The sequence below is a fragment of the Flavobacterium piscis genome, assembly GCF_001686925.1.
GTDB lineage: Bacteria > Bacteroidota > Bacteroidia > Flavobacteriales > Flavobacteriaceae > Flavobacterium > Flavobacterium piscis.
On sequence record NZ_LVEN01000008.1, the window covers coordinates 84,666 to 108,770 of the forward strand.

The 24,105-nt window shown below is 35.9% G+C and carries 14 protein-coding genes; all 14 read left to right on the forward strand.

Annotated elements, in window-relative coordinates:
• The first annotated feature begins 16 nt into the window (after positions 1-16).
• The 14 genes from uxuA (at position 17) to FLP_RS05220 (ending at position 24,064) form a co-directional block, all read left to right on the forward strand.
• A complete protein-coding gene (gene uxuA / locus FLP_RS05155; protein WP_089477433.1) occupies positions 17-1,186 on the forward strand; it encodes a mannonate dehydratase in 1,170 nt (389 codons plus the stop codon).
• A 362-nt stretch (positions 1,187-1,548) separates the two neighbouring features.
• The gene (locus tag FLP_RS05160) at positions 1,549-2,661 is read left to right on the forward strand and encodes an endo-1,4-beta-xylanase (protein WP_065448525.1); all 1,113 of its coding nucleotides are present in this window, start codon (positions 1,549-1,551) and stop codon (positions 2,659-2,661) included.
• A gap of 224 nt (positions 2,662-2,885) precedes the next feature.
• Entirely contained in the window at positions 2,886-4,319 is a 1,434-nt protein-coding gene (locus tag FLP_RS05165; RefSeq protein ID WP_065448456.1) for an MFS transporter, read from the forward strand.
• A 29-nt stretch (positions 4,320-4,348) separates the two neighbouring features.
• On the forward strand, positions 4,349-5,383 hold the full coding sequence (locus FLP_RS05170) for a glycoside hydrolase family 43 protein (RefSeq protein WP_065448457.1): 1,035 nt from the start codon (positions 4,349-4,351) through the stop codon (positions 5,381-5,383).
• 51 nt (positions 5,384-5,434) lie between these two features.
• A complete protein-coding gene (locus FLP_RS05175) occupies positions 5,435-6,148 on the forward strand; it encodes an NUDIX hydrolase (protein WP_065448458.1) in 714 nt (237 codons plus the stop codon).
• Between the two features lie 143 nt (positions 6,149-6,291).
• The gene (locus FLP_RS05180; protein ID WP_065448459.1) at positions 6,292-7,779 is read left to right on the forward strand and encodes a xylulokinase; all 1,488 of its coding nucleotides are present in this window, start codon (positions 6,292-6,294) and stop codon (positions 7,777-7,779) included.
• Between the two features lie 4 nt (positions 7,780-7,783).
• Positions 7,784-9,109, forward strand: a complete 1,326-nt coding sequence (xylA, locus tag FLP_RS05185; protein WP_065448460.1) for a xylose isomerase — start codon at positions 7,784-7,786, stop codon at positions 9,107-9,109.
• A gap of 175 nt (positions 9,110-9,284) precedes the next feature.
• Positions 9,285-9,941, forward strand: a complete 657-nt coding sequence (gene fsa / locus FLP_RS05190) for a fructose-6-phosphate aldolase (RefSeq protein WP_065448461.1) — start codon at positions 9,285-9,287, stop codon at positions 9,939-9,941.
• A gap of 539 nt (positions 9,942-10,480) precedes the next feature.
• Positions 10,481-13,570 (forward strand): SusC/RagA family TonB-linked outer membrane protein, encoded by a 3,090-nt coding sequence (locus FLP_RS05195; RefSeq protein ID WP_065448462.1) that lies wholly within the window; start codon positions 10,481-10,483, stop codon positions 13,568-13,570.
• 12 nt (positions 13,571-13,582) lie between these two features.
• Positions 13,583-15,523 (forward strand): RagB/SusD family nutrient uptake outer membrane protein, encoded by a 1,941-nt coding sequence (locus tag FLP_RS05200; protein ID WP_065448463.1) that lies wholly within the window; start codon positions 13,583-13,585, stop codon positions 15,521-15,523.
• A gap of 208 nt (positions 15,524-15,731) precedes the next feature.
• Positions 15,732-17,465: a glycoside hydrolase family 43 protein gene (locus FLP_RS05205; RefSeq protein WP_065448464.1), complete on the forward strand. Its 1,734-nt coding sequence runs from the start codon at positions 15,732-15,734 to the stop codon at positions 17,463-17,465.
• A 10-nt stretch (positions 17,466-17,475) separates the two neighbouring features.
• Positions 17,476-18,714, forward strand: a complete 1,239-nt coding sequence (locus FLP_RS05210; protein ID WP_065448465.1) for an SGNH/GDSL hydrolase family protein — start codon at positions 17,476-17,478, stop codon at positions 18,712-18,714.
• A gap of 59 nt (positions 18,715-18,773) precedes the next feature.
• Positions 18,774-21,497 carry an alpha/beta hydrolase-fold protein gene (locus FLP_RS05215; protein ID WP_083195796.1) on the forward strand — a complete coding sequence of 908 codons (2,724 nt, stop codon included), beginning with the start codon at positions 18,774-18,776 and terminating at the stop codon, positions 21,495-21,497.
• Between the two features lie 41 nt (positions 21,498-21,538).
• Positions 21,539-24,064, forward strand: a complete 2,526-nt coding sequence (locus tag FLP_RS05220; protein WP_065448466.1) for a glycosyl hydrolase 115 family protein — start codon at positions 21,539-21,541, stop codon at positions 24,062-24,064.
• The last annotated feature ends 41 nt before the right edge of the window (positions 24,065-24,105 follow it).

Below are 24,105 nucleotides of genomic sequence, written 5' to 3' on the forward strand. Positions count from 1 at the left end.
AGATATCATGATAAAAATGCAACAAACCATGCGTTGGTTTGGTCCTCAGGATTCTGTAAAATTAGTAGATATTAAACAAGCCGGAGCAACCGGGATTGTAACGGCTTTGCACCAAATTCCGGTTGGAGATATTTGGACAATTGAAGATATTAAAGAAAGACAGGAACTAATTAAAAACGCAGGATTAGAATGGACAGTTGTAGAAAGTTTGCCGGTTCATGAAGAGATTAAAAGAGCAAGCGGAAATTATTTACAATTCATTGAGAACTATAAAATCAGTATAAAAAACCTTTCTGATTGCGGTATTAAAACAATCACTTATAATTTTATGCCCATTTTAGACTGGGTTCGAACCGATCATGATTTTGTAAATGAAGACGGGAGTAAAGCCTTGTTATACAATCAGGAAGCGTTTACCTACTTTGATGTGTATCTTTTAAAAAGGCCAGGTGCTGAAAACGATTATACTGTAATTGAAAAGGAAAATGCATTGAAATTTGGCAACAAACTTTCTGATGATGAAAAAGAACTGCTTTTTAAAAATGTACTATTAGGTTTGCCGGGAAGTAAAATCAATTTTACTGCAGAACAAATTCTATCGCTATTGGATAATTATGCCGATATCGATAATGAAAAACTAAGAGAAAACCTGATTTACTTTTTATCAGAGGTTGCACCAATTGCTCAGGAATTAGGGTCGCAATTAGCCATTCATCCTGATGATCCGCCATTTTCGGTTTTGGGATTGCCCAGAATTGTTTCTACAGAAAATGATATTAAAACTATTTTTGAAGCAATTCCTTTACACTCAAACGGTTTGTGTTATTGCACCGGTTCTTTAGGGGCAAATACGGAAAATAATCTGGAGAAAATTATAGATGATTTTGGAGACCGAATTCACTTTTTGCATCTTCGAAATACTTTCCGCGAAAGCGAAACTGTTTTCAGGGAATCAGAACATTTAAAAGGAGATACAAAAATGGAAATTATTGTAGAAAAACTGCTTCTTTTAATGAACAAAACAAAAGTGAGTTTACCAATGCGTCCCGATCATGGCTTTTTGCATGCTGTCGATGACGCAAAAGAAACATATCCCGGATATTCACTGGTAGGAAGATTAAAAGGATTAGCCGAATTAAGAGGTCTTGAAATGGGAATTGCTTATAAACTGAAAGAGTTGAGGTAAAACAGCAAGGTTTTGTCATTTCGACGAAGGAGAAATCACACTAGAAATTCCACAATTAAAATCGCCAATTTTTATCGAAGCCCGAGTATGATTTCTCCTTCGTCGAAATGACAATATTGAGTTTCAACTTTGCGTCTCAGCGCCTTGGCTAGATTAATTTTATTTTCTAAAAGCTTAACTTAATGACTTGCCCAGCAATACTTTAATACAATAAACGTGTTATATTGGCTATAAATATTATGCTTTTCCGGAGCTTTACTATTAAAATTTTAAAAAAAAATATTTTGAAATCAACACAAAATCTATGTGTTAAAAAAATAATTACCAACAACGTGCTTACTACTAATTTTAAACCATTTAATATGAAATTAATCAATCACCGTTTGCTGCTCCTGTCTCTTGTAATTTTAGGCAGCTGCAATTCGAAAAAAGAAGTACAAACTGTTTCGTTAAAAGACAGTTATAAAAACGATTTTTATATAGGAACTGCTTTAAGTAAAGATCAGATTGAAGAAAAAAATGCCAAAGAAGATTCTTTAATAAAAAAAGAATTTAATGCGATAACGGCAGAGAATATTATGAAATCGATGTTTATACATCCTGAAAAAGACAAATACGATTTTACATTATCAGACAAGTTCGTAGCCTATGGTGAGAAAAATAAAATGTTTATTCACGGTCATACCTTGATCTGGCACAGCCAATTGGCGCCATGGATGGAAAAAATTAAGGATAGTACAGCAATGAGAGCTTTTATGAAAGACCATATCACCACAATTGTATCCAAATACAAAGGCAGGGTTGATTCGTGGGATGTTGTTAATGAAGCTTTAAATGAAGACGGAACTTTAAGAAAATCGATATTTTTAAACACACTTGGAGAAAAATACCTTGTTGATGCCTTCAAACTAGCCGCTGCAGCAGATCCTAAAGTAGATTTGTATTACAATGATTATAATAATGAAGAGCCTGCAAAAAGGGAAGGAAATATTAATTTGATCAAAAAAATCAAAGCAGGCGGAGGAAAAATTGACGGAGTAGGTATTCAGGCGCATTGGAAACTGAATTATCCATCATTAGCAGAAATTGAAAAAAGTATTTTGGAGTATTCTGCCCTGGGTATTAAAGTTGCATTTACTGAACTTGATATTTCGGTACTGCCAAATCCAAAAGATTTAAGCGGCGCCGATGTAAATCAGAATTTTGAAGGAAATGCTAAAATGAATCCGTATCCTAAAACACTTCCCGATTCTGTACAGGTTAAACTTGCAGATCGTTACGCTTCAATCTTTAAATTATTTTTAAAGCATAAAGACAAAATTAGCCGTGTAACATTTTGGGGAGTTCATGATGGGCAATCGTGGTTAAACGACTGGCCTGTAAAAGGAAGAACAAATTATCCGTTATTATTCGATAAAGACTTAAAACCCAAGAAAGCGTATTACGAGGTAATGAAGCAGAATGATACAAAATAATAAAAAACGATGCTTAAAAACATTTTTTATTATTAAATACACAACCGAATGTGTAAATTGATTACATTCATTTAATAGTTTGTTACGCAGTTGCATATTATGTTTTTTTGTATAATTTTACACAACCGATTGTTTTAATAAATAATTGCTTTGTCACTATAACTATCTATTTCGAATTTAGAAAAACAGAATCTAATTTCAGCCAAACAATAACCACATAAATAATGAATTACATTTCACAAAAATTATCCATTAAAGAAAAAATCGGCTATAGTTTAGGAGACCTTGCTGCGAATTTAGTTTTCCAGACTTTGATGACCTATCTGGCGTATTTCTATACAGATATTTACGGTTTATCTCCTACGCATTCGTCTATCATCATGCTTGTTGTAGGACTAATTGCAGCTTTTATTTTTAATCCTATTATTGGTATACTCGCCGACCGTACCATTACCAGATGGGGAAAATTCAGACCATGGATACTAATAACGGCCATACCGCTAGGTGTAATTGCATTACTGGCATTTACAACACCCAATTTCTCGTACCACGGAAAAGTAATTTATGCCGTAGTAACCTATACCTTATTACTGCTTTTTTATGCCGGTAATAATTTGCCTTATTCGGCTTTAAGCGGAGTAATAACAGGCGATATGAAAGAAAGAAACAGTTTGTCCTCTTATCGTTTTGTAGCGGTAATGTTTGCACAATTTTTTGTTCAGGTTTTCATGCTTGGCATTATCAAAAGTGCCGGAAACGGAGACAAGGCAATTGGTATCGAAAAAGTAATGACCGTTTTAGCAATCATTGGTACCATTATGCTGCTCATTACTTTTTTAACTACAAAAGAGCGTATTATTCCTAAACCGGAACAAAAATCCAGCGTGCGTGAAGATTTAAGCGATTTAATGAAAAACAAGCCTTGGGTTATCATGCTAAGTCTTACCACATTAGTATTTATTACTTTGGCGATGAAAGGCGGATCTTATGTGTACTATTTTGAAAATTATGTAGATAAAGAACAATTGGCTCTTTTTATACAGCCCATTTTGGAGGTGTTGTCAAAAACAGGATTGAATCATTTTGGGAATGATCCCGTTTCTGCAGGTTTTGGATTGTTTAATGCAGGCGGAATTATCTTTATGATCGTCGGAATTACCTTGTCTAAAGGTTTGGCTGATAAATACGGTAAGAGAAATGTATTTGGTTTGTTTTTATTTATTTCGACCTTATTTGTTCTCGCCTTTTATTTCTTTCCGCCCAAAGCTATTGGCTTTATCTTTTTCTCTCAGATTTTACACGGATTTTTCTACGGAATCACAATTCCGCTTCTTTGGGCAATGATTGCAGATGTTGCCGATTATTCGGAATGGCTGAATAATCGTCGTGCTACGGCCATTATTTTTTCGGCTATGATGGTAGGTTTAAAAGCAGGTTTAAGTATTGGCGGTTCATTGACAACCCTGTTTTTAGGATATTTTCATTATGTGCCAAATTCTCCAACCCAAACAGATTTTGCTATAAACGGAATCAAATTATTGGTCAGTGTTTTTCCTGCAATCCCTTTTTTAACGGGCGTTGCCTTATTGTTTTTCTATAAAATTGATAAAAAGACGGAAGTACAGATAGAGGCAGATTTAAAAGAAAGAAGAACTTAATTATTTTATATAAAACAAAAAAAACGACTATGCCTGAAGATAGTATTGAAGAAATTAATTTCGAGCAAATTAATAAAGAAGCCATTTCACAGCCTTTGGTGTCTCATATTTATACAGCAGATCCGTCTGCACATGTATTCAATGGTAAAATTTATATTTATCCATCACACGACATAGATGCCGGTATTCCGTTTAATGATAACGGAGATCATTTTGGTATGGAAGATTATCATGTGTTTTCAATGGAAAATATCAATTCAGAAACTTTGGATAATGGTGTGGCATTGCATGTAAAGGATGTGCCGTGGGCAGAAAAGCAAATGTGGGCACCTGACGCCGCTTGTAAAAACGGAAAATTTTATTTGTATTTTCCTGCGAAACGTGCTGACGGAATTTTCCAGATTGGAGTTGCAAGCAGCGATTCACCCGTTGGACCTTTTTTACCGGAGCCCGAGCCTATAAAAGGGAGTTATAGTATTGATCCTGCTGTTTTTGAGGATGATAATGGAGAACATTATATTTATTTTGGAGGTATTTGGGGAGGACAACTTCAAAAATACAGAAACAATAAATACGATGTAAATTATGAAGAACCAACGGATAATGAGCCTGCTTTAGGGCCAATAGTAGCCTTATTAACGCAGGATATGTTAGGATTTGCCGAAGAACCAAAAGAAATCCAAATTTTTGATGAAAATGGTAAAGTAATATTGGCGGGAAATAATGAAAAACGTTTTTTTGAGGCTTCGTGGGTACATAAGTATAATGGGAAATACTATTTTTCATATTCTACAGGCGATACTCATTTTATTTGTTACGCGACAGGAGATAGTCCTTATGGACCGTTTACTTATCAGGGCCGAATTTTAAATCCGGTTGTAGGATGGACCTCACATCATTCTATTTGTAAAGTAGATGATGAATGGTATTTATTTTATCATGATTCGAGTTTGTCAAAAGGAATTACGCATTTGAGAAGTATGAAGGTAACTAAAATCGATTATCTCGAGGATGGTACAATTGTAACTATAGACCCTTATGGCATAAGGAGAATGATGGATTAAGATTTCGGTTTATTGTGAAAATAATAGTAAGACGCTAAAATTTTATTTTCTATGGAAAGGGGAGATGAAAAAATAAAAAATAGTAGCAGCCAATATACTTCAAACAGAATAGAAATTGATTGTGTAATCTTTAATTTTGAAGGCGAAAGCCTGAAAGTTTTACTGGTTAAACATAAAGACAATCAGGGAAAACTAAACTTTGAGCTAGCTAAGGATTATATAAAAGAAGGGGATACAATATCAGGAACCGCACAAAATATTTTAAAAAAGTACATAGGCGTTGATAATTTCTTTCTGGAGCAATTAAAAGCCTTTGGTTATCCGTCTTCATCGTCCTCTCAGGAAGATATTGCGATAGGATATTATGCGATGGTAAAAAAAAATATAGAAGATATCGAAAATGATATTTTTAATCCAAATGTTGCATGGATTGGTATTAACGAAATTTCAGGTTTAAACGATAAACATAAAGTAATTCTGGATTATAGTTTGAAAGAATTACGAAAGAATATTTGCAAAAGTGCCATTGGATTTAATTTACTGCCGGAAAAATTTACTTTACTGCAAGTCATACATCTTTATGAAGAAATCCTCGGCATCGAAATCAATAAATCTAATTTTAGACGAAAGATATTGCAAATGGATTTAGTGCACGATTCAAATGAAAAAGAAGAAGCTGTTTCGCACAGGGCTGCCAAATTTTACACGATCAATTTAAAACAGCAGGAAGTATTATCGCAAAGAGAGCTTAATTTTAATTTTTAAATAATGATGTATGTAAATTTAGGTTTTATTTTTCATTCCTATTTTGCATCATTAGGAACAAAAGCGGCGGATTTCATCACGCACAATAAGATGGTTCACTATGATGTGCCAACAAATTTAATTTAAGAAATTCATTATAAGGTATGTATTATATAGGATATGATATTGGAAGTTCTTCGGTCAAGGTTGCCTTGGTTGAAGCTGCTACAGGAAAAAAAATAATCGTTTTGCACGAACCGCAAAACGAAATGGAAATTGTGTCATTGCATCCGGACTGGGCAGAACAGGATCCTGAAATGTGGTGGCAGCACATTTGTGTAGCCACAAAAAGAGCAATTCGTGAAGCCAATATCGAAGCTTCTAAAATTCAGGGAATTGGGATATCTTATCAAATGCATGGATTGGTTATTGTGGATAAGGATGGTAATGCACTCCGAAATTCTATTATTTGGTGCGACAGCCGTGCGGTTGAAATTGGTAATGAGGCTTTCGCCGAAATTGGAGCGGAAAAATGCTCGGAACATTTACTGAATTCTCCGGGAAATTTTACAGCTTCAAAACTAAAATGGGTAAAAGAAAATGAACCTGAAATTTATAAACAGGTTTATAAATATATGCTGCCGGGAGATTATATCGCGTATAAGCTTACAGGAGCCATTACAACAACAAAAAATGGTTTGTCCGAAGGTATGCTTTGGGATTATAAAGAAAACAAAGTAGCCAGATGGCTGTTGGATTATTACGGAATCGATCAGTCATTGACGCCGGATATTGTGGAAAATTTTACAGATCAAGGTGTTTTAAACGAAAAAGCATCAAAAGAAACAGGACTTCCTGTGGGGATTTCTGTGGTATACAGAGCAGGAGATCAGCCTAATAATGCATTGTCGTTAAATGTATTAAATCCTGGTGAAGTTGCTGCAACATGCGGAACTTCAGGCGTTTTTTATGCCGTAAGCGATATGTCTGCAGGTAATAAAACAAACAGGGTAAACAATTTTGTTCACGTTAATTACGAATTGGAAACACCAAGAATAGGAAAATTATTAAATATTAACGGAGCCGGAATTCAGTACCGTTGGCTGCGAAACAATATTGGTGATGAAACCTACGAATCCATGAACCGAAAAGCCTCTAAAATTGGTATTGGATCTGATGGATTAGTGGTAATTCCGTTTGGAAATGGTGCAGAGCGTATGTTCAACAATAAAAACATTGGAACACACTTTTTAAATCTCAATTTAAATATTCACAATAGCGCACATTTATTCAGGGCTTCGCTTGAAGGAATTGCTTTTTCGTTTGTGTACGGAATGGAATGCTTAAAAGAAGACAATGCAACAATAAATGTAATTAGAGCCGGTAATGATAATTTATTCCGTTCTGAGATTTTCTCTAATACGGTGGCAACATTAATTGGTCATGAAATCGAAATTTACAACACAACAGGTGCAGTTGGAGCAGCAAGAGCAGTAGGTTTAAAAGATGGCGATTACAATAAATTTGGATCAAGTATTACTACTAATGATCACGTAATGACTTTTTTACCATTAAAAAACAAAGAGCCTTATGACAAGGCTTATCAAAAATGGAAACAAGAATTAGAATTTATATTAACACATAAAAAATAAAAAAATGATAGTTTTAGGAAATAAAGAATACTACAAAGGTATTGGTGCAATTAAATTTGAAGGAAAAGAATCTGATAATCCATTGGCATTTAAATATTACAATCCGGATCAGGTTGTTGCCGGAAAAACAATGCGTGAGCACTTTAGATTTGCTATTGCATACTGGCATACCTTCTGCGGACAAGGAAGTGATCCGTTTGGTCCCGGAACGCAAAATTTTGCGTGGGATCAGTCTTCAGATCCAATTCAGGCAGCGAAAGATAAAGCAGATGCTGCTTTTGAATTTATCAGCAAAATGGGATTTGACTATTTCTGTTTTCACGATTATGATTTAGTTGCCGAAGGACCAACGTTTGCAGAATCAGAAAGACGTTTGGCAACGATTACAGAATATCTAAAACAGAAAAAAGCTGAATCCGGAATTAAGTTGCTTTGGGGAACTTCAAACTGTTTTTCGAACCCAAGATTTATGAACGGTGCAGCTACAAATCCTGATTTTAATGTAGTGGCAAGAGCGGGAGGCCAGGTAAAATTGGCTTTGGATGCAACAATTGCTTTAGATGGAGAAAACTACGTATTCTGGGGCGGGCGTGAAGGTTATATGTCTTTACTAAACACAGATATGGGAAGAGAATTAGACCATATGGCACAATTTTTAACCATGTCAAGAGATTATGCAAGATCACAAGGTTTTAAAGGAACTTTCTTTATTGAGCCAAAACCAATGGAACCATCAAAACACCAATACGATTTTGACTCGGCAACAGCAATTGGATTCTTAAAAGAATATGGCCTAGATAAAGATTTTAAAATTAATATCGAAGTCAACCACGCCACATTGGCACAACATACTTTTCAGCATGAACTCGAAGTAGCTGCAAAAGCAGGAATGTTAGGAAGTATAGATGCTAATAGAGGAGATTATCAAAATGGCTGGGATACAGACCAATTTCCAAATAACATTCAGGAAACTACAGAAGCAATGCTTGTTTTTCTGAAAGCAGGCGGATTACAAGGCGGCGGAGTAAACTTTGATGCTAAAATCAGAAGAAATTCAACCGATATTGAAGATGTTTTCCTTGCTCATATTGGTGGTGCAGATACTTTTGCAAGAGCATTATTGACTGCAGATAAAATTATTACTTCTTCTCCTTACGAAAAACTGAGAAAAGAAAGATACAGCTCATTTGATGCAGGAAAAGGGAAAGATTTTGCTGAAGGAAAATTAAACCTGAAAGATTTGTACGATATCGCAAATCAAAATGGTGAGTTAGCATTGCAAAGTGGTAAACAGGAATTGTTTGAGAATATTATCAATCAGTATATTTAATAATAGCTATGTGATAGTTACAGAAAGTTAACATACAGTTCGCTTTTTATAGTACACTTTTCGACAAGAATTATAAGAAAATATTTCCCACAAAAGAACCACTATCATTGTCATTCCTCGTTCCGGGGAATGACAAAAAAAATGCTTATTAACCAACCAAATTAAAAACAAAAAAATGAAATTTTTTATAGATACTGCCAATTTACAAGACATTAAAGAAGCACAGGAATTAGGTGTTTTAGATGGCGTTACGACAAATCCGTCGTTAATGGCGAAAGAAGGCATTACAGGAAAAGATAATATTTTGAAACACTATCTTGATATTTGCAACATTGTAGATGGAGATGTTTCGGCAGAAGTGGTTTCAACAGATTTTGATGGAATGGTAAGAGAAGGAGAAGAGCTTGCTGCGTTACATCCGCAAATTGTGGTGAAATTACCAATGATTGCAGATGGAATTAAGGCTTGTAAATATTTTTCATCAAAAGGAATCAAAACCAATGTCACATTGGTCTTTTCGGCAGGACAAGCTTTATTGGCCGCCAAAGCAGGTGCAACTTATGTTTCACCTTTTTTAGGAAGACTGGACGATATCTCAACCGACGGAATGCATTTAATAGAAGAGATCAGGGAAATTTATGATAACTATGAATACAAAACCCAGATTCTCTCGGCTTCAATCAGGCATACCATGCATATTGTAAATTGTGCAAAAATAGGTTCAGATGTGATGACCGGGCCTCTTTCTGCAATAAAAGGCCTCTTAAAACATCCGTTAACTGATATCGGACTGAATCAATTTATTGAAGATGCCAAAAAAATGCAATTATAATATTCTTATTATTAGTTTACTACATCACTTTTGCTGATTTTAAAATCAGTTTTAATCTTCTAAAAAGCTTCTTTCAAATCCAATTTGAAAGAAGCTTTTTTATTTTTAATAACAACCGATTGTTTTTGTCATCTTTTTGGTTGTTTTTTGAGAAAAGAAACCTGCTTAAACTGCTGTTTATAGTAAATACAGGGCTTTATTATCTCGTATTCCTCTTTTTTAACAATATTTTTACTTTAAAAAACCACAATTCGAAGCAAATAGCGTTATCTGTTTTACTTTTATGTTTTTTTTAATTAAATGTAAATTATACCTCACTATTATTAAAATTACAATTAAAACGAATTGGGTTAATGAATATTGTTTACTATTTTAGGTTAATAATTATTCAGAATATTTTTTAAAGTTGTTTTTTTTATGAAATATTTAAAATAATAACAAACAACCGATTGTGTATTGTTTCATTTTTTTTATATTTGTTACTAATACACTTATTAACTCAACCAAAATTTAATTTTAACTATCTAACATCAATTTTTATGAATAACTTTTTTGTTACAAGTAAATTGAAGCATCAAAAATGCTTTTATTTTTTGATCTTAATGTTTGCACTTTCGCTCCATGCGGGTGCGCAGACAAAAGTTACCGGAACTGTATCAGATGCCAATGGTCCAATTCCTGGTGCGAATGTAAATTTAAAAGGAACAAAAACTGGCGTAAGTACAAGTTTTGACGGTACTTATTCTATCGATGCACCTTCTAATGGTATTCTTGTTTTTAGTTTTATAGGTTTGAAAAACAAAGAAATAGCCTTAAACGGGCAAACTCAGGTTAATGTAAAACTAGAAGAAGATGCAGGTATTTTAAAAGAGGTAGTTGTTATTGGGTACGGAACGCAAAGAAAAGAAGCCGTAACAGGATCCGTAGCATCTATTGGAGGAAACGAATTAAATCAAGTTCAGGCTGCTAACGTAACGCAGGCATTACAAGGTCGATTGGCCGGTGTGGAGCTTTTACAGACTTCTTCTAAACCAGGAGCTGCGATGCAGATTCGTATACGTGGGACAAGATCTCTTACAGGAGACAATGATCCGCTAATTGTACTTGATGGGGTTCCGTTTGCCGGACAAATTGGAGATATTAATCCTGTTGATATTAAATCGGTAGATATTTTGAAGGATGCTTCTGCTACAGCTATTTATGGATCACGTGGAGCAAATGGTGTAATATTAATCACAAGTAATAAAGGACGTAAAAACCAAAAAGCAACATTTAATTATAATGGGTTTAGTGGTATTAAGCAGGTTTTTGGAAAATACGATATGATGGATGGTGCTAAGTTTGCTGCCCTTCGCGATTATTCAACACTATATGTTGATGGTCTGGATGAATCAAGAAGTACAAATATGGACTGGCAGGATGCACTTTATGGTGCCGGCGAAATGATTAGTCATGACGTTAGTGTTACCGGAGGTACTGAAGGAGGTGCGTACAATGCGGGTTTAGGTTATTACAAAGAAGAAGCTGTTTTACCTGGTCAAAGCTATGAGCGTTTTACTCTTAGAGCAGGTTTAGACCAGCAAATAGGAAAATCATTTCGTTTGGGTTTTAATACTAATAGTAACTACGCTGTTACAAATGGTGATAACATTGGTACAGGAAATATATTGGGAACTTCCCCGTTGGCAAATCCGTACAATGCAGATGGATCATTAAAAAGGACAGTTAGAATGGGTCCTGATGAACAATGGGTCTATACAAGAGAATCAATCAATAATCTCGGCGACTCGTATGTTAACTTAAACAGAGCTTTTAGTACTTATAATAATATTTTTGCCGAGGTAAAAATACCTGGAGTAGAGGGATTAAAATATCGCATGAATACAGGATTGAATTTGCGTACGTCTAATAATGGTTATTATGAGGGTAAAGGCGTATTTGATGTTAATGCTGCCACACTATCAGAATCATCGATAAGAAATGAATTGTCTACACAATGGCTTATCGAGAATTTGATCACATATGACAGGACTTTTGCAGAGAAACACACCGTGAATTTTGTCGGATTATATTCTAATGAACAGTATACAGGAAATAAATCAGATATATCACGCAGAGGAGTTACTTCTGACGCTTTCCAGTTTTACAACTTAGGACAAAGTGAAGAGCCTATTATTATCAAACCTGAAGATCAGGATTACACACAATGGGGATTAACTTCCTATATGGCAAGAGCAATGTATTCTTATGATAATAAATATTTTATTTCAGGAACGATTCGATCAGATGGTTCGTCAAGACTTGCTGCCGGCAATAAATGGTTTACTTATCCGGCTGTTTCTGCAGGCTGGACAGTTTCTAACGAAGCATTTATGAAAAAACTTACATGGGTTAATTTAATTAAATTACGTGCAGGATACGGAAAAACCTCTAATCAGGCTATTGCTCCATATTCAACTTTGGGCGCTTTAAGTACCAGACCCTATAATTTTGGCGGTACAAATTTAACAGGTGTTTATTTTACGGATGCACCAAATGCTAATTTAGGATGGGAGTTTTCTACAACCTGGAATTACGGATTAGATTTTGGATTCTTTAATAATCGTTTATCAGGTACAGTTGAATATTACAAAACCAATACAAATGATGTTTTACAAAAAGTAGCTTTACCTGTGACCTCTGGTATCAATGCCTATACTGCAAACATTGGTGAAACTGAAAATAAAGGGTATGAAATTTCTTTAAATGGGGTTATTATAGATAATCCGGATGGTTTGAGATGGTCGGTTGGTTTTAACTTATATGCCAACGAGAATAAGTTGGTTAAACTTGCATCAGGAGCATCAAGAGATGAGAGTAACTCATGGTTTGTTGGACACAATATAAATTCTATTTATGATTATCAAAAAGTAGGTATTTGGCAGGAAGGCGATCCTTATATGTCTGTTTACGAGCCAGGTCCAACAGGAATTAATCAACAAGGAACTGTAGTAGGATCTATTAAAGTTAAATATACAGGAGATTTTAATGCTGATGGTTCGCCAACGCGTGCCATTAACGCAAGTGACAGACAAATAATAGATACTGATCCGGATTTTCAGGGAGGATTTAATACTAATTTAAATTATAAAGGTTTTGATTTTTCTGCTGTTGGTGCTTTTAAAAGCGGAGGGGTATTAATTAGTACACTTTATGGAGGCGCAAGTTACCTTAATCAGCTTAACGGTAGAAAAAGTAATGTTGATGTTGATTACTGGACACCGGATAACAGAGATGCTGAATTTCCTAATCCAAGAGGTATCAGAAGCGGAGATAATCCGAAGTACATGTCTACAATGAGTTATTTTGATGCTTCTTATGTAAAAATCAGAGCAATAACATTGGGGTATACATTAGATCAGCAGTTTATGAGAAGTTTAGGAATTGAAAAGCTGAGACTATATTTCACGGCACAAAATCCTTTTGTATTATTCTCTCCTTATCATAAAATGTCTGGAATGGATCCGGAAACAAATTCATTCGGAAACGAAAATCAGGCAGTAAATTCATATGCGAAAAGGTTTTTGGTTATTGGAACTAATACACCTTCAACCCGAAATTATTTATTAGGAATTAATTTAACATTTTAATCAAGAAGAACTATGAAACGATATATTTTTAAAAACTTAATTATAGGATCAGTAGTTTTGTTCTCCTTTGCAGGCTGCTCTGATATTTTAGAAGAAAAACCACATGATTTTTATGAACCGGGTTATTTTAAAACTGAAAGTGGTGTAATTCAGGGATTGACCTCACATTATGCTCACTTACGATGGATTTACGGACAGGCATATTATTACAATTCTACTCAAACAGGTACAGATGAATATACTTACGGACAATTGGCAGATGGTAACTTTAAAGATCATGATTTATCTGGAGTAGGGGCTATTAATCCTACTTCCAGCAGAGCCGATGTGGTATGGAATAATTCCTATAATGATATTAATACTGCCAGCGGAATTATTGAAAATGGTGCAGCGGTTGGAGTAGCAAGCAAACTAATTGCTGAATCTAAATTCTTCAGGGCTTTTGATTACTTTTTATTAGTACAGAATTTTGGAGGAGTACCTTTAGATTTAGGAGGCGGAGAACTAAAATTTAACATTAACCCATCCAGGTCTTCAAAGCGAAATACAGTGCCTGAGGTGTATACTAAAGCGATCTTTCCGGATCTTACTGCAGCGGTAAATGAATTACCAGATGCGCCAAGATTAACTGGTACAGCAACTAAGACTTTGGCACGTTTGATATTAGCAAAAGCTTATCTTACTTATGGCTGGTGGTTAGAAAACCCAAACAATATTCCAACTTATCCTGAAGCTCCAAGAACAGATCCTGACGGACATAATGCACAATGGTATTTTCAGCAGGCATATAATATCGCTCTTGATGGTATTAATAATCCCGGATCTTACGGTTTACTGCCTTATTATTATGATGTGAATTTAGGATCTAATGACCGTAATAAAGAGATGATGCTTTATGCAGACCATACTCAGGCAAGTGAATACTACAATGGCGCAAGTCTTACATATGGCAGCGGAGGTTCACCAGATAATTTTGCCGGATGGATGGGAACATGGGATTATACCGCTCTTAGAAGTAAAAATGCGGCAGGAGCTGCAGTTTCTGCTGTGCAGAGAGCCGCAGATCAATTCCTGGGTCGCCCATGGACAAGAATGGCGCCGCCAATTGAAATTTTTACAAATACATTTGCAGATAAAACAAATGATTCAAGATATGACGGAACTTTTGCTACAGTTTATCGTGGAAACTGGAATTTAATTGGAACAGGATTAACGGATATCGCTACGCTTTACAATGCCAATTCATTACCTGTAAAACCAGGGGATGCTATTTTAACTTTCCTAAACAGCGAGCCTGCAACGGCTATCAATTACACTGGAGGCGGCGGCAGCAATATTGGCGCCGGAGTTTTACCCGGAAGAGCTGATTATGTAATTTCTCCATTGGGAATAAGCAGAAGGGTATATCCAGGTTTATGGAAATTAGGACCATATCGTACAGATAATGCCGGAGGATTGGGACAGCCTAACGCAGGTAGTACAAGACCATTTCCTATCGCGAAATTTTCAGAGCTTTATTTTGTTGCTGCAGAAGCTGCGGTAAAAGGGGCAACTGGTTCTATGAGCGCCAGAGATCTTATAAATGTCATTAGAGCGCGTGCAGGTAAATGGCGTTGGGATAATAATGGAAATGTTGCAAAGAGTGCAGATAATAGTGCTTTGCTGACAAGCACAACCCCTGCTGTAATTGATATTAATTATATTTTAGCAGAACGTTCCCGTGAATATTTCGGTGAGGGTTACCGTTGGTATGACCTGGTGAGAACGCAAAAATGGAATGAACTTGCCGGTAAATATTCAATTGGCGGGCCAAATATAGGAGATCATACACCGCAGGTTGTTACAAGAACTATAGAACCGCATCATTACTTGCGCCCAATACCGCAAGGCCAGATAGATGGAATGGAAATGTCACAAGCTGATAAGACAGCTTATCAAAATCCAGGCTATTAATATTAATACTAAAAGTAAGTTTTACCGTAATAAAAGTGTTAATTTTACAGAATAGCCCTTTAAGTTGGTAGTGTAATTTGCTTTAGTAAGAAGCCGGGGGATAATTCCCTCGGCTTTTAAATTATGAATTAAGTTACAATATACAAGTCTCTTAAATAGAAGCTATCTTTTTTTTAAGAGTTACTAATCATAAACGAACAATCACAAAATGAAGCTTTCAAAAATAAATTTCTTACTATCGTTACTGTTTCTTTTTAGTTTTAAAGCAATAGCAGCTGGTGATACCCTAATAAAAAAACAAAGTAAAAAACCTCCTGTGTTTTCTAATGTTGTGTATCAGGGAAATGACAATATTTATAAAAATAACCCACTAAAACCAGATGAATTTTATTCTCCGGTTTTACAAGGATGTTATCCGGATCCGGCAATTACCAGAAAAGGTGATGATTATTTTATGGTGTGTTCTTCATTTGCTATGTTTCCAGGCGTGCCCATTTTTCATTCTAAAGATTTAGTAAATTGGACAGACCTTGGAGGCGTATTAAATAAAGTCTCCGAATTTAATCCGCACGATACCAGTATAAGCCAGGGCGTATATGCACCGGGAATAACGTATAATCCGCATAATGATACTTTCTATATGATTGTAACCGCCTTTTCAGGAGGATTGGGGAATATTATAGTAAAAACAAAAGACCCGATGAAAGGCTGGGGAAGCCCAATAAAATTAGGTTTTGACGGAATTGATCCTTGTATATTTTTTGATGATAACGGAAAAGGATACATCGTTCATAATGATGCTCCCGATAAAGGAAAGCAATTATATGAAGGTCATCGTGTTATTAAAGTTTGGGAATATGATTTGCAAAAAGATCAGGTGATTCCGGGAACGGATAAAATTATTGTAGATGGAGGAGTAGATCTTTCGAAAAAACCAATCTGGATAGAAGCGCCTCACTTGTATAAAAAAGACGGTCATTATTATTTAATGTGTGCCGAAGGAGGTACTGGCGGAAATCATAGTGAGGTTATTTTTATCAGTGACAGTCCAAAAGGGCCTTTTAAACCCGCATCAAACAACCCGATTCTTACCCAAAGATATTTTCCGCAAAACAGAAAAGACAAAGTAGACTGGGCCGGACATGCCGATTTAGTCCTTGGACCTGATAATAAATATTACAGCGTATTTTTAGGCGTTCGCCCGAATGATAAAGACAGAGTAAATACAGGACGCGAAACTTTTATGCTTCCGGTAGACTGGTCTGGAACTTTTCCGGTTTTTGAAAACGGATTAGTGCCTTTAGAACCAAAAATTAAAATGCCAAAAGGTGTTACCGAAAACAAAACAGGTAAAGACGGATTCTTCCCAAATGGAAATTTTACGTTTACCGAAAATTTTACTTCTGATAAATTAGATTACCGATGGATCGGACTTCGAGGCCCGCGTGAAAATTTTATTGCAGTAACGAAAAGAGGACTTCAGATTAATCCTTTCGAAGTCAATATAAAAGAACTGAAACCTACGTCGACACTTTTTTACCGACAAATGCACAACACCTTCTCCTTTGCCACAACAATAGAATACAAACCGGCATCTGAAAAAGATCTGGCAGGAATCACATGCCTGCAAAACGAGCATTTTAATTATGTTTTTGGAATCACAAAAAAAGGAAAAGACACTTATATTTTATTAGAAAGAACAGAAAACGGACAATCTAAAATAATGGCAAGCGCCAAAATTGATATCAAAAAAAATATACGATTACAAGTAAAAGCAACCGGAGACAGTTACGAATTTAGTTATGCGCTAAATAGTACTGATTTTAAAAATTTAGGAGAACCAGTTTCAGGCGATATTCTATCCACAAATGTGGCAGGAGGTTTTACTGGAGCATTGATAGGATTGTACGCAACGGCTGCAAATAATACACAGCCGCAATAAAAAATAAAATATGAAAAAAGCACATTTAAAAGTATTTTTGTTTTTGCAGCTCTTCTTTTTGGTTTTGGGTTGTCAGTCCAATCAGTCATCTGTGATGGCGCAAAGCAAAACCAAAAACGAGAATTGGGTAGGAACCTGGGCTTGCGCGCAAATGCTGGTTGAACCCAACAATATGCCACCTGCTCCGGGACTTTCAGAAAATACACTTCGACAAATCATCAGGGTTTCCATTGGCGGAAAACGTATGAGATTGCGCTTTTCTAATATTTTCAGCGATCAGCCAACGGTTTTAAAATCGGTTAGTGTTGCTAATGTTGTCAATGCGCCTGGTATAGATTCTAAAACCCAAAAAGAGCTTCGTTTTAACGGGAAATCTGATATCACCATAAATCCCGAACAGGATGTTTTTTCAGATACTTTTGATTTTGAATTACAGCCCGGACAGCTTTTGGCGATTACCATTCATTACGGAAATACTTCGCAAAAAACATCCGGACATCCCGGTTCACGAACCACTTCGTACATTCTTGAAGGAAATCAGATTCAAAACGCAGCTTTTGATGGCGCCATAAAAACAGATCACTGGTATTCAATTATGGGATTGGATGTTACAGCGGATCAATCGGCTGCGAATATTGTTTGTTTGGGAAATTCCATTACAGACGGTCGAGGTTCCGGAACCAATAAACAAAATCGCTGGACAGATATTTTATCTGCACGATTATCTGCCAATAAAAAAACAGAAAAAATAGGCGTTTTGAACTTGGGAATTGGTGGGAATTGTGTCGTTAAAGGCGGATTAGGGCCAACAGCCCTGGATCGTTTTGAAAGAGATGTATTATCTCAAAAAGGCACAAAATGGCTCGTAATTCTGGAAGGAATCAACGATATTGGCGGAATTAAAAATCCCGAAGATGTACCAGTAAAAGCGCAGGAACTTATTGAAGCTTATAAAGTGATGATACAAAAAGCACATTCAAAAGGAATAAAAGTGTACGGCTGTACCATTTTGCCATTTGCCAAATCATTTTATGATGCTCCTCACAAACAAGAAGCCCGCGATATTGTAAATGCCTGGATCAGAAATAGTAAAGCTTTTGATGCTGTAATTGACTTTGATAAAGCAATGGTTGCAGAAGAAGGTTCAAAAACAATTTTATCCAACCTGCACGACGGCGATTTTTTGCATCCAAACGAAGCGGGTTATCTGAAGATGGGAGAAACAGTAGATCTCAATTTATTTAAATAACAGCTTGCATATTTTGAATTCGATTAAAATGATTTTTTGATAATAAAAACAAATCAACAATGAAATCAATACTTAGGTTTTTCGCATTTATAATTCTTTTTTCAATAGCACAAAAAGGGTATTCTCAAGATCCTAATTTTCATGTATATCTGAGTTTTGGCCAGTCGAATATGGAAGGATATGCCAAAATAGAACCGCAGGACAAAGTGGGTGTCGATGATAGGTTTCAGGTTTTACAGGCAGTCAATTGTCCTGAATTAAAACGTGAAAAAGGAAATTGGTATACTGCCATACCGCCATTGTGCCGTTGCAGCACCGGACTAACACCAGTGGATTATTTTGGAAGAAATCTGGTAGCCAATCTCCCTAAAAACATAAAAGTGGGCGTAATCAATGTAGCCGTTGGAGGCTGTAAAATTGAACTTTTCGATAAAGATAAAACAGCAGAATATGTAGCAACAGCGCCAGACTGGATGAAAGGCATTCTAAAAGAATACGACGGAAATCCGTATGCAAGATTGGTAGAACTGGCAAAAATAGCGCAGAAAAAAGGAGTAATTAAAGGCATTTTATTACATCAGGGAGAATCGAATACAGGTGATACACTTTGGCCGAAAAAAGTAAAAATCGTTTATGATAATTTGATAAAAGATTTAAATCTGGATCCAAAAAAAGTGCCTTTGCTTTCGGGGGAAACCGTAAACGAAGACCAGAACGGTAAATGTGGCAGTATGAATAAAATTATTGCGACATTGCCCAAAACGATTCCCAATTCGTATGTTATTTCATCTAAAGGATGTACGGCAGAACCTGACTTTTTGCATTTTAATGCAGCAGGTTACAGAGATTTAGGAAGACGTTATGCCGATAAAATGCTTTCGTTATTGGGATATAAATTGGCTGATGGAAAATCTCCTTTTATAGTGCAGGCGCCTCTTGGTTTTGATGTGTTAAATGCCAGTATTCCGGCAGGAAAAATAGAAACGATTACTTATGAATCTAAAACGGTTGGATCAACAAGAAAAGCAACCGTTTATACGCCTCCTGGATTCAATAAAAAGAAAAAATATCCTGTTTTGTATCTTTTACATGGAATAGGAGGCGATGAAAAAGAATGGTTGAACGGCGGAAATCCGCAAATTATATTAGACAATCTTTTTGCAGAAGGAAAAATTGAACCCATGATTGTGGTCATGCCAAACGGCAGGGCAATGAAAGATGACAGCGCAACCGGTAACATCATGGCACCCGATAAAGTTCAGGCTTTTGCTGTTTTCGAAAAAGATTTATTAAACGACCTGATTCCGTTTATCGAAAAAAAATACCCGGTTTTGAAAGACAGAGAACACCGCGCCATCGCCGGATTATCAATGGGAGGCGGACAATCTTTAAATTTTGGATTAGGGAATTTAGATAAATTTGCCTGGGTTGGCGCTTTTTCAGCAGCTCCAAATACTAAAATGCCCAAGGAATTACTTCCCAATCCCGAAGAAGCAAAAAAGAAATTAAAACTGCTTTGGATTTCCTGCGGAGATAACGACTGGCTTATCGAAAACAGTAAACGAACACACGATTATTTATATAAAAATGATGTACCGCACATTTATTATATCGAGCCTGGAGTTCATGATTTTAAAGTCTGGAAAAACGGATTATATATGTTTTCACAATTCTTATTTAAACCTGTTGATCAAAACAATTTTGCAGCTTATACCATTTTAGGAAATCCGGCGCAAACCAATATTCGTACTGCAAAATATCCACAAATATTACCGGATAACAGAGTAATTTTTAAGGTTAACGCTCCTGAAGCTTCAAAAGTACAAATCGATCTGGGCAAAAAATACGATATGACCAGAGATTCTGATGGCTATTGGACAGTAACTACAGCGGTAATCAACAAAGGATTTAATTATTATTCCCTGTTGATTGATGGCGTAGCTGTCGCAGATCCGTCAAGTCAGACATTTTACGGAATGGGACGTATGGCAAGTGGTATAGAAATTCCAAATAAGGAAGGTGATTTTTATGCTTTAAGAGACGTTCCGCATGGCGATATTAGAATCAAAAAATACTTTTCAAAAGCAAGTAATTCATGGCGCGAAATGTATATTTATACACCGCCGGGCTATGAAAATGCTACAGAAAAATATCCGGTTTTATATCTTATGCACGGCGGAGGTGAAGACCAAACAGGCTGGGCAACTCAGGGAAAAGCAAATTTAATATTAGACAATTTAATTGCCGAAAATAAAGCAAAACCAATGGTCATCGCAATGCTCGACGGCAATATAGGAAACACAGGCGGCGTGGCAGGTTTTAATGAAAATGCATTGAAAGCTTTTGAAAATGAATTAAAAACCGGAGCAATTCCTTTTGTCGAAAGCAATTTTAAAGTTGCAAAAGATGCTAAAAACAGGGCTTTAGCCGGATTATCAATGGGCGGTTTGCAAACACTTTATGCGGGCGTTAAAAATTCTGACTTGTTTTCTTATATAGGTGTATTCAGTTCAGGCTGGTGGGCCAACAATACGACTTTATCAGATCCGCAATACGAGTTTATGAAAAATAATGCCGGAACGATTAATGCGAACATCAAAGAATTTTGGATTTCTATGGGCGGCAAAGAAGATATCGCTTATGAAAATTGCAAAATAATGATCAAAAAGTTCGACCAGATCGGAGTCAAATATAAATACAGCGAATATCCGGGCGGCCATACATGGCCAGTCTGGAGACATGATTTGTTTATGTTTACACCGTTATTATTTCAGCAGAAATAAAGATTTTAAAATAGTAATTGAATTGCATAATAATAAAGTTCATGAATACATTTTCAAAATATATCCTCACATTTCTTATCGTTTTTAGTTGTACTTTTTTAAAAGCGCAGTCGTTTATTACAACTCAAAAAAGCGCCAATGTTATTGTACTGAAAGAGAAATCTTCACCCTTATCCTTTCTTGTCAGTGACGGAACAGATGAGGGTATTTTACGTGCAATCAATAATTTACAAACTGATTTTGAAAAAGTTACGGGAGAAAAACCAGTAATCTTAAATCAGAAACCAAACTCATCATCTCCACTAATTATTATCGGAACAATTGGAACCAATTCAGTTATTGATGATTTAGTTAAAGCAAAAAAAATTGATGGAAAACAGCTTAAGGGTAAAAATGAAAAGTTTAGTATTCAGAATATTAAAAATCCATTTAAAGGAGTTGAAGAAGCGATCATAATTGCCGGAAGTGACAAACGCGGAACGATTTACGGCATTTACGAATTATCGAAACAAATTGGCGTGTCCCCTTGGTATTACTGGGCTGATGTGCCTGTTGAGAAAAAAGAGAATCTTTACTTTATAAAAGGAATTTATAGCGATGGAGAACCTGCGGTAAAATACAGAGGGATTTTTATCAATGATGAAGCACCTGCCTTAAGTGGCTGGTCGAAAGCAACATTTGGCGGATTTAACAGCAAGTTTTATGAGAAAGTTTTTGAATTACTGCTTCGCCTAAAAGCCAATTATATCTGGCCGGCCATGTGGGGAAACGCATTTTATGATGATGATTCTGCCAGCGGACCTTTAGCGAATGAAATGGGAATTGTTATCGGAACATCGCACCACGAACCAATGGCTTTGGCACAAACCGACTGGCGCCGATATATTAAAAAAAATAGCCTGCCGAATGTTTGGGACTACGCTAAAAATAAAACCGTTCTTGATGAATTCTGGAAAGGCGGAATAGAACGCAGTAAAAATTGGGAAAAGCTAGTTACTATTGGAATGCGCGGAGACGGTGACGAAGCCATGAGCGAAGGAACCAACATCGCTTTGCTGGAAAATATTGTAAAAGAACAGCGTAAAATTATTGCTGATGTAACGAAAAAAAAGCCTGAAAAAACACCTCAGGTTTGGGCTTTGTATAAAGAAGTTCAGGATTATTATGATCAGGGAATGCGTGTTCCGGATGATGTTATTTTGCTTTTCTGCGATGACAATTGGGGAAATGTGCGCAAGCTTCCTGACGTGACAAAACCATTGCACAAAGGCGGTTACGGCATGTATTATCATTTTGATTATGTAGGAGGCCCAAGAAATTCAAAATGGATCAATATTAGTCCGATACAAAGAGTTTGGGAACAAATGAATTTAAGCTACGAACATGGCGTTGATAAAGTCTGGATTGTAAATGTTGGAGATTTAAAACCAATGGAATTTCCGATCAGTTTCTTTTTAGATATGGCTTGGAATCCAAAGAAGTTTAATTCTCAGAATCTTTTTGAATTTACAGAGAAATGGGCAGCTGATCAATTCGGAACAAAACATGCCAAAGAAATCGCAAGATTATTAAATACGTATCCAAAATTCAACCGAAGAGTTACACCCGAAATGCTTGACAGCAATACCTACAGTCTGGAAAACTACAATGAATTTGAAACGGTTGTCAATGAGTATAAAAATTTGGCACTTGATGCCTATCGAATTTACAATGAGATTCCAAAGGAATATCAGGATGCTTATTTTCAGTTGGTTTTATATCCAATAGATGCCTGCAGTAATCTTTATGAAATGTATTTTGCACAGGCGAATAACAGAAAACTGGCTTTGGAAAAAAATAGTTTAGCCAATGCTTTTGCAGATCAGGTAAAAAGAAATTTTGAAAGGGATTCTGTTCTTCAAAATAAATATAACAATGAAATTTCATCCGGAAAATGGACGCATATTATGGATCAGATGAGAATTGGATATAAGGCTTGGCATGATACACCGAAAAACATTTTGCCGGAAGTTAGTTATGTTTCTGAAAAAGATCAGATTAAAAGAAAAGTATTCGCAGAAAAGGACGGTTATGTTTCCATTGAAGCAGCACATTTTTCTAAAGTAAATAATTCCAATACAATTCACTGGGAAGTGATTCCTGATTTTGGAAAAACAAAAAGCGGGATCACGACATTTCCACAAAATAAGTATCCAGCTCAAAACGAGAATATTTTTGTTGAATATGAAATTGATTTTGCTTCAACCGGACAATGTAATGTAGAATTGCTTTTGGCTCCAACGCTTAATTTTAACAGTAACAAAGGCCTTCGTTATGAAGTTTCTTTTGATGAAGAAAAACCGCAAACCATAAATTTTAACGGACAGTACCGTGGCGAATTAGGAAAATGGCAGGCCGAGCATCTGATTCATTCGAGTACTAAACATACCATTTTAAAACCCGGAAAACATGTGTTGCGTTTTCGTGTTTTAGATCCGGGAATTGTGCTGGAGAAAATTGTAATCAATACCGGAGGATTAAAACCTTCGTATTTGGGGCCGCCGGAAAGTGACAGGATTGCAGAGTAAAATTTAATAATAACAGCGTTTTTTATAGCATTTGAAATCAT